Origin of the sequence: Salinactinospora qingdaonensis, from assembly GCF_039539445.1 — a bacterium.
Lineage (GTDB): Bacteria > Actinomycetota > Actinomycetes > Streptosporangiales > Streptosporangiaceae > Salinactinospora > Salinactinospora qingdaonensis.
On sequence record NZ_BAABDD010000034.1, the window covers coordinates 40,297 to 47,798 of the forward strand.

At 67.1% G+C, this 7,502-nt stretch carries 6 protein-coding genes and 3 tRNA genes; 7 read left to right on the top strand and 2 right to left on the bottom strand.

Features of this window, described 5'->3' with window-relative positions; genetic code table 11:
• The first annotated feature begins 83 nt into the window (after positions 1-83).
• The 3 genes from ABD848_RS22030 (at position 84) to ABD848_RS22040 (ending at position 2,779) form a co-directional block, all read left to right on the top strand.
• Complete coding sequence (locus ABD848_RS22030; RefSeq protein WP_344976038.1) at positions 84-1,556, top strand: MFS transporter; 1,473 nt, start codon at positions 84-86, stop codon at positions 1,554-1,556.
• Complete coding sequence (locus tag ABD848_RS22035) at positions 1,553-2,314, top strand: SDR family NAD(P)-dependent oxidoreductase (protein WP_344976040.1); 762 nt, start codon at positions 1,553-1,555, stop codon at positions 2,312-2,314. Before ABD848_RS22030 ends, ABD848_RS22035 begins: the two co-directional genes overlap by 4 nt.
• A 201-nt stretch (positions 2,315-2,515) precedes the next feature.
• The gene (locus ABD848_RS22040) at positions 2,516-2,779 is read left to right on the top strand and encodes a PspC domain-containing protein (protein WP_344976043.1); all 264 of its coding nucleotides are present in this window, start codon (positions 2,516-2,518) and stop codon (positions 2,777-2,779) included.
• Positions 2,780-2,801: 22 nt separating this feature from the next.
• Here ABD848_RS22040 and ABD848_RS22045 read toward each other — a convergent pair whose 3' ends face one another.
• A complete protein-coding gene (locus ABD848_RS22045; RefSeq protein ID WP_344976046.1) occupies positions 2,802-4,199 on the bottom strand; it encodes an MFS transporter in 1,398 nt (465 codons plus the stop codon).
• Positions 4,200-4,412: 213 nt separating this feature from the next.
• On the bottom strand, positions 4,413-4,757 hold the full coding sequence (locus ABD848_RS22050; RefSeq protein WP_344976048.1) for a metallopeptidase family protein: 345 nt from the start codon (positions 4,755-4,757) through the stop codon (positions 4,413-4,415).
• A gap of 231 nt (positions 4,758-4,988) precedes the next feature.
• Between ABD848_RS22050 and ABD848_RS22055 the strand changes: the two genes are divergently transcribed.
• The 4 genes from ABD848_RS22055 (at position 4,989) to ABD848_RS22070 (ending at position 6,934) form a co-directional block, all read left to right on the top strand.
• A complete protein-coding gene (locus ABD848_RS22055) occupies positions 4,989-6,449 on the top strand; it encodes a metallophosphoesterase family protein (protein WP_344976050.1) in 1,461 nt (486 codons plus the stop codon).
• A 131-nt stretch (positions 6,450-6,580) separates the two neighbouring features.
• Positions 6,581-6,653, top strand: a tRNA-Glu gene (locus ABD848_RS22060).
• A gap of 106 nt (positions 6,654-6,759) precedes the next feature.
• Positions 6,760-6,834: transfer RNA gene (locus ABD848_RS22065), tRNA-Asp, on the top strand.
• Positions 6,835-6,860: 26 nt separating this feature from the next.
• Positions 6,861-6,934, top strand: a tRNA-Phe gene (locus ABD848_RS22070).
• Positions 6,935-7,502 lie beyond the last annotated feature (568 nt).

The following is a 7,502-nucleotide window of genomic DNA, read 5'->3' on the forward strand; positions in this document are numbered from 1 at the left end:
CCTCCGGTGTCGCCGGCGACGGGAGGACATATATGCTCAATAAAGACCAACCGTTCTAGAATGGTTTTGACGGGAAGCCTCCTATGGCCGCCACCCAGCCCGCCCCATCAGCCGATACCGCCGGGACACCGGCTTCCCCGAGAGCCAGGGGCGCCTTCCTGCTTCTCGGCGCCCTCCAAGTCACGCTCATCTTCACGATCACCCTGATCTCGGTCCCCCTGCCCCAGATCGGCCGGGAACTCCACCTCAGCACCAGCGAGCTGGTCCTCACCAGCACCGCTTACGGCCTCGCCTTCAGTGGGCTGCTGCTGTTCGGAGGCCGCCTCACCGACCGCTTCGAGGGACGCGGGTTGCTCTTAGGCGGCTTGACCGTCTTCGCGGTGGCCGCCATAGCCGCGGCGCTGGCGCCCGGGCTGTTCTCGCTGGTCGCGGCGCGGTTCCTCCAGGGAGCTTCGGCCGCGGTCATCGCGCCCGCCGCCTTGGCGGTCCTGCGCGCCCTCCTTGCGGGGCAGGCCACGCAGGACACAGCGATGGCGCTCTGGGGCGGGTTATCGATCGCCGGCGCGATGGCCGGCACCGTGGTGTCGGGGGTCGTCGTCACGTGGCTGTCGTGGCGCTGGATGTTCGCTGTACCGCTGCTCGTGGCGCTACTCGGCCTGGCCTTGGCGCGGCCACTACTGCCACGCGCGGTCCCGACGAGCCGCCCCACCCTCGACCTGCCGGGAGCGGCGCTGGCCACGGCCGGTATCACCCTGTCCAGCTACGGCCTGGTGATGAGCGGCGAGACCACGTGGACGTCGGCGCCGGTCCTTCTGCCCCTCCTCGCCGGCGTGGCGCTGCTTGGGGGCTTCGTGGCGGTGGAGAGGGGCCGTAGCCACCCGCTGCTGCCGCTGTCCTTCCTCGCCGTGCCCCGGCGCGCCCTCGCCCTCCTGGTGATCGCGCTGGCCTCCTCCGGAGCCGCCCTGGTGACCCTGCTCGTCGTGCTGTACCTGCAAGGAGTCCACGGCTGGTCGCCTTTGCTCACCTCCGTGGCGTTCCTGCCTTACGCAGCCACGATCGTCACCGCCGGTTGGGTCGCGCCGCGCGCCGTCGAGCGGTTCGGTCCCGTCGCCGTGGTGGGCCTCGGGCTCGCCGGCGCTGCCCTAGGCACGTTCCTGCTGGCGGGGCTGCCGCCCACCACCGGCTTTGTGCCCCTGCTGGGGACTGGGCTCGTCGCGCTGCCCCTGGGGTTGTCGCTGTGCTTCTCCGGGGCGGCCGTACTGGTCATGGAGTGGGTGCCCGCCCAACACACGGGGTTGGCGGGGGGCTTGATGAACACCGCCATGGAGATCGGGCCGGCCTCCGGGCTGGCCCTGCTGACCGCGGTCGCCTCCGCGCGCACCGCGCACCTCGCCGAAACCGGCGTTTCCCAAGCCACGGCGATCACCGGAGGTCACTCCTGGGCCTTCGCCGCAGCCGGTAGCGCTTTCGCGCTGCTGGCCGTGTCGGTCGCCGTCATTGCCCGCAGGGGCCCAGGAGAGCACGAGAATCACACATCCAGAGGAGATACCCCATGAATAGGCGTTTCACCGACATGGTCGCCCTGGTCACCGGCAGTGGCAGCGGCATCGGCCGACATGTGGCCCTGGCGTTGGCGCGCGAGGGCGCCGCCGTCGTGGTGGCCGGCCGCAGGCATGACCGGGTCGCGGAAACCGTGGCGATGATCGAGAAAGAAGGCGGCGATGCGCTGGCCATCGCCACTGATGTGACGGATTCGGCGTCGGTGGCGGCTATGGTGGCGCGGACGGTCGAGCACTACGGTGGGCTGCATGTCGCGGTCAACAACGCCGGCGTGCTCACCGCGACCGGTCCGGTCGGCGATGTGGACCCCGGCGAGTGGGAGACCATGCTCGCCACCAACCTCACCGGAATGCTGCTGTCGCTCCAGCATGAGATCGCTCACATGCGGAGCAACGGCGGCGGCACCATCGTCAACATCGCTTCCAACGTCGGAGCCAGCACCACCGTCCCCGGGATCGGGGCCTATGGTGCGACCAAAGCCGCCGTCAGCGCGTTGACCCGCGCCGCCGCGCTCGACCACATCAGGGAGGGCGTCAGGATCAACGCGGTCAGCCCCGGCGTTTCCGACACCCCCATGTCGCTGCTTCCCGGCGAGACCGACGCCGACCGTGCGCAACGACTGCGAGAGCAGTCCCCGATCGGCCGTGTCGGCTCCCTCGACGAGATCGCCGCCGGCGTCCTGTACCTGGCTTCTGCCGAGTCCGGGTACGCGGTGGGCACCGATCTGCTCCTCGACGGAGGCGCCGCCGCCTAGCGCCGGCCCAGCGGGTGAGGGGATGGGGCGCGATTGCGAGGAGAGCGTCCCGCCCCCTCACCCGGGGAGACTCCCTTGGGGGTCGGGAGATATGCTCCCGCGCCGGGAGGCCCGGCGTGAACGTGGTCAGGGGCGGGTTTCAGGGCAGAGCCAGGGGCCTTCCCTATGGGAGTTGGCGCCGATCTGGGGCAGTGTGGGGGTATGAGCGATTACTTCGGTAAGAAAGAGCTGCGGCGTAGTAGCGAGCGGCGGGTGCTGGCCGGTGTCTGCGGCGGCCTCGGGGATTTCCTCGGCATCGATCCCAACTTCGTACGGTTGGCTTTTGCCGTGATCACGCTGTTCATGGTGGGTGGAGGCGTGTTCCTCTACGTCCTCGCCTGGCTGATCATGCCCGAGGAGGGCGCTGAGGGCTCGGTGCTGGAGCACATCATCCGCAACTTCCAAGGCAAGCGTTCCGACTACTGAGAGTTGTGGCGAGAGAGCCCGGTCATGGTGCGCCTTCCGAGGCGTACATCAGCTCGATGGTCCCGTGGTAGAGCCGTGACCAGGGCAGGGTCAGCGCCACGGCACCGAGGGTGCCGCACAGAGCGGCGATCGTGATCACGATGTTGAGGCTGACGACCTCGGCGAGGAGGCCGGCGAGTACGATCCCGACCCCTTGGGCGGCTTGCAGCCCCGCGGCGACCAGCCCAAAGGCCAGCCCACGGCCATCGGGGGGCACGCACAGCACAAAGGTGGCGTTGGCGACGAACTGGTACGAGGCGCAGGCGCCGGAAACCACGAGCAGCGCCACCATCACCCACAGCGGTGGCTGTGCCAGCCACCCTAGGAGGGGCAGTGAGGCCGCGATCGCCAGCGGGCCGATCAGGCGCATCCGCGGGGCGGGGCTGATCAAGCGCGTCAGCACGAACCCGCCCAGCACCGCGCCCATCGCAGGGCCGGCCATGATCAGGCCGGCCGCCGCCGCGCCGCGGTCGAGTTGGGCGGCCAGCGGGTTGGCCAGCCCGTAGGGGACCATGTAGAAGCCGGCTAGCCAGGCGAACAGGCCGAGGGTGCGCAGGCGCGGATCGCCGAAGACCAGGCGGGCCCCGCCAGCGGTGACTTCCCACAGCCGCAGCCGGCCCGACCCCTCCGAGGTCGACTCCTGGATGGGGGCGGGGCGGGCGCGCACCCCTACGAAGATGATGATCGCGGAGGCCACGTAGGTCAGCGCGTTGCACAGCACTGTGGTGTGGGCGTCGAGCAGGGTGACGATGGCCCCGCCCACCACGAGCCCGACCAGGGTTCCGACGTGCGAGGTCAGGTTGATGATGGCCGAGCCCGCAACGTAGCGCTCACCCTGGACGATTTCCGACATCAGCGCCGCCCGTGCCGCGCTGAAGGGGACCATGGGCAGGATCGAGCAGAACAGCAGTATCCAGGTGAGCCACAGCGGTAGGCCGGGGATACTGATCATCGCCACCAATACCGCGCGCACCACATCGCTGATGAGGATCACGCGCCGTCGGGGGAACAGGTCGGCCAGGCCCGACAGCAGCGGCCCGCCGATCACGTGAGGTAAAAACGTCAATCCGAGAGTGAACCCGGCGGCCAGGGCCGATTCGGTCTGTTGGAAGACCAGCACCGAGACGGCGAGGTTCAGCAGGTAGTTTCCGACCATCGACAGGGCGTGGGCGAGCCACAGTGCCCTGAACTCGCCAACCGCGATCACATCGCGGTAGCCGGTGCGCCAGTCAGATCCGCCGTTCGCGTCCTGCCCGGCCGCTTCCGTGCCTTGGTTTTCCTGGTCGGTGTAGCCGTTCTGGGGCGTTTCGGGTATTTCCGCTGGTTCGACACTTTCCCGAGGCGGGCCGATATCACGGCTCCCCGTGTGTGGATTCCCCACCCGGTGGCTCCCTTGCACCCTATGTGTGACTCTAGGTCGCTACTCGATAACCTACCGTCCCTGATTGGTGTAGTAGTTCGCAAGCTGTTCAGTGCGCCTTGTGTCTGTTTCGTTGCTATTAGTGCTTCTTCTTGGCTGCTTTCGGCCACCGGAGAGAGTAAAAATCACGGCCCTCAGCGGTTGCGGGAAGCCCGCGCTCGCCCCCGCTCTCGGTTACGCCCAGCCGAGTTCGTGGAGCCGATCGTCATCAATCCCGAAGAAGTGGGCTATTTCGTGCACTACCGTGATTCTTACCTGCTCAACCACCTCTTCAGGGGTGTCGCAGATAGCGCAGATGTCGCTGTGGTAAATCGAGATCCGGTCGGGGAGAGCGCCGGCATAGCCTTCGTCTCGCTCGGTGATGGGGATTCCTTCGTATAACCCCAGCAGCCCGTCTTCGGGGGCCTCGTCCTCGACCGTGATCACCACATTGTCGAGATGGCGCATCAGCTCTTCGGGGATGGTGTCCAAGGCGTCGGCTACAAGTTCCTCGAAGCGGGAACGGGACAGTTCGACCACGTCTCGTATTCTGCGTCACGCGGTGGGGCCGCCGCGAGCGGCAGGGGGCTGGGCAGCGCGAGGTACGACATAGGCCCGGGGGATGATGCAGGAGTGTTCTCGCGGTTCACAGCGGCCCTGCGGCCGGCGCGGCTGAGAGAGTTCGCGGCGCGGATCGCTCGGTTACGGCACGGCCGTACCTGGCGGGTGGCCACAGTGATCGTCGCCACTTTGCTTGGTGGCTGGTTCGGGATGTCGCTGGGGGCACACGTCCTCACCCCGATCGGTCCCGCCGACGTCATCTTGCGGGTGACACCGGCCTGGCACGGCGAAACGGTCGTCAGCGTGGCGCCGTTGGGCAAACTGGGGTTTGAAACCCACGATGCCCCGCTGCGTTTCGATGTGGAGATCTCCGAGATCCGCCTGGCGGCGGCCCAAGAGTTGTTCGAGAACCCGGACGCCATCAACCGGCTCGCCGAGACCATCGGCTCCGATCTGCGCCAAGGCGTCATCGAGCTTTTCGTGCGCGCCGTGACCTCGGCGGTGGGCGGGGCGGGGCTGACGGCCCTGGTGCTCTTCCGAGACTGGCGGCGGGTGGGCTGGAGCGCCTTGACGGCGCTGCTGACGCTCGCGGCGGCCGGGGGGCTCACTTATGGCACGTTCAGCCCCAGCGCCGTCTCAGAGCCGCGTTACACGGGGCTGCTCGCCGGCGCTCCGCAAGTGGTCGGTAGCGCCGAGAGCGTCATCAACAGGTTCTCCGAGTACAGCGAACAACTGGCGAGCCTCGTCAGCAACGTGTCCCGGCTCTACGAGGTGACGTCTGCGCTCCCGGTGTACGAAAACGACGAATCCACGATCCGGGTGCTGCACGTCTCCGATATCCACCTGAACCCGGCGGCCTGGAACGTGATCACCTCGCTTAAGGACCAGTTCCAGGTGGACTTCATCATCGACTCCGGAGACATCTCCGACCGCGGTAGCGCTGCCGAGGACGTGTTCATGGACGACATTTCCCAGTTGGGTGTGCCCTATGTGTGGGTGCGCGGCAACCACGACTCCATGGGCACCCAACGCGCCGTCGAGGCCCAGGAGAACGCGATCGTTTTGGACGACGAGATCACCGAGGTCGGTGGGCTACGCATCTACGGCGCCGGCGACCCCCGGTTCACGCCGGACAAGGCCAGGGACAACCCCACCCAGGAGGAGGTGGCGGCCATCGGTGCGCAGCAGGCCGCTTCGGTCGCCGACGCCGAGCCCCCCGTGGACGTGACGGTCATGCACGACCCGTTGCAGGCTCGGGCGTTCAACGGTGAGGTTCCTCTCGTCTTGGCCGGCCACGGGCACAACCGCTGGACTGAATTGCGCGACACCGGAACCCGCTACTTCGTGCAGGGCTCGACCGGAGGGGCCGGTCTGCGGGGGCTTAACAGAGGCTCCGACCAGCCCACTCCTTACGAAGCCTCCGTGCTCTACTTCGATGCCGAGACCAAACGGCTCCAGGCGTGGGACGACGTGACCCTTGGCGGGCTCGGGCTGACATCGGCGCGGATCGACCGCCAGGTCGAGGAAGATCCCGACCGGCCGATCACCCCACCGTCGCAGTCGCCCACCCCACCGGCGTCGGGCTCGCCTTCCGCGACCTCGGCTTCCCCTTCGCCCAGCCGTTCGCCGAGCGGTTCAGTGAGCGGTTCGCCCAGTGCATCGCCCCAGTAGCCGTCGCGATGCCCTCGAAGCGTGGCCGGGCCGCGAAACCACTTTGGCACTCGGGTGCCATCTGCTCTATGCTTTAACCCGTGCCCGACGGCAGGCGAAGGCGGGATCAAGGCGACTCGTTCGTCGTCGAGGCCCCCATCGTCTAGTGGCCTAGGACGCCGCCCTTTCAAGGCGGTAACGCGGGTTCGAATCCCGTTGGGGGTACAGGCTCAGTCCGAAGCACTGTCGAAGGTCTGGCAGAATAGAGGACGTGAGCGCGGGCGCGAAATACCGGGTAAAATCGGTACAGAGCGCAAGCAAAACAAAATAAGGTCCTGTGGAGCAGTTTGGAGTGCTCGCCACCCTGTCAAGGTGGAGGCCGCGGGTTCAAATCCCGTCAGGACCGCTCACCGCACCTCACAAGGTGACCGGGGCCAGGTAGCTCAGTTGGTACGAGCGTCCGCCTGAAAAGCGGAAGGTCGGCGGTTCGACCCCGCCCCTGGCCACCCACGAAGACCAGAAGAAACACCCCGCGGCCCGATACCGAAGGCTATGGGGTGTTTTTCTTTGTCGATTGCCCTTAGGCAATGGTCAAGGCCAATACACGGCCACGGGTGGGGCCTGACTCCGAAATGAGTGTTGCGGCGCTTCTGCGATTCGCTTCACAGCGCGCTTTTATCGGTTACCGCGATGGCGGCTGGTGTCGACGATCCGCCCTTTAGCCGAGATCTCCTTCCGGTCTGCCACATCGAAGAAGTCCACCTGGTGGAGGCCAGGAGCGCCCCGCGCTCTGTCGGGAGGCGAAGTGGGGCTTCTTCCTAGACGGTGGAAGGCTCTGGGCCATGTAAAAGCGCCCGAAGTCGCTGTGACTTCGGGCGCTTCGTGCTCGGTGGCCAGGGCCGACCTCAAGGGCATGCCCCGGAGTGCTCTCCTAGCCGGTGGAGATCAGATGTTTCCGGGGCCGGCGTTGTTGGTGACGATGCTGGGGATGTTGTTGGGGTTGTCGGTGGTGTAGGAGTAGGGGATCGGGTTGACGTTGCCGGAGGTTTCGGGACTTCCGGAGTTGTCGTAGAC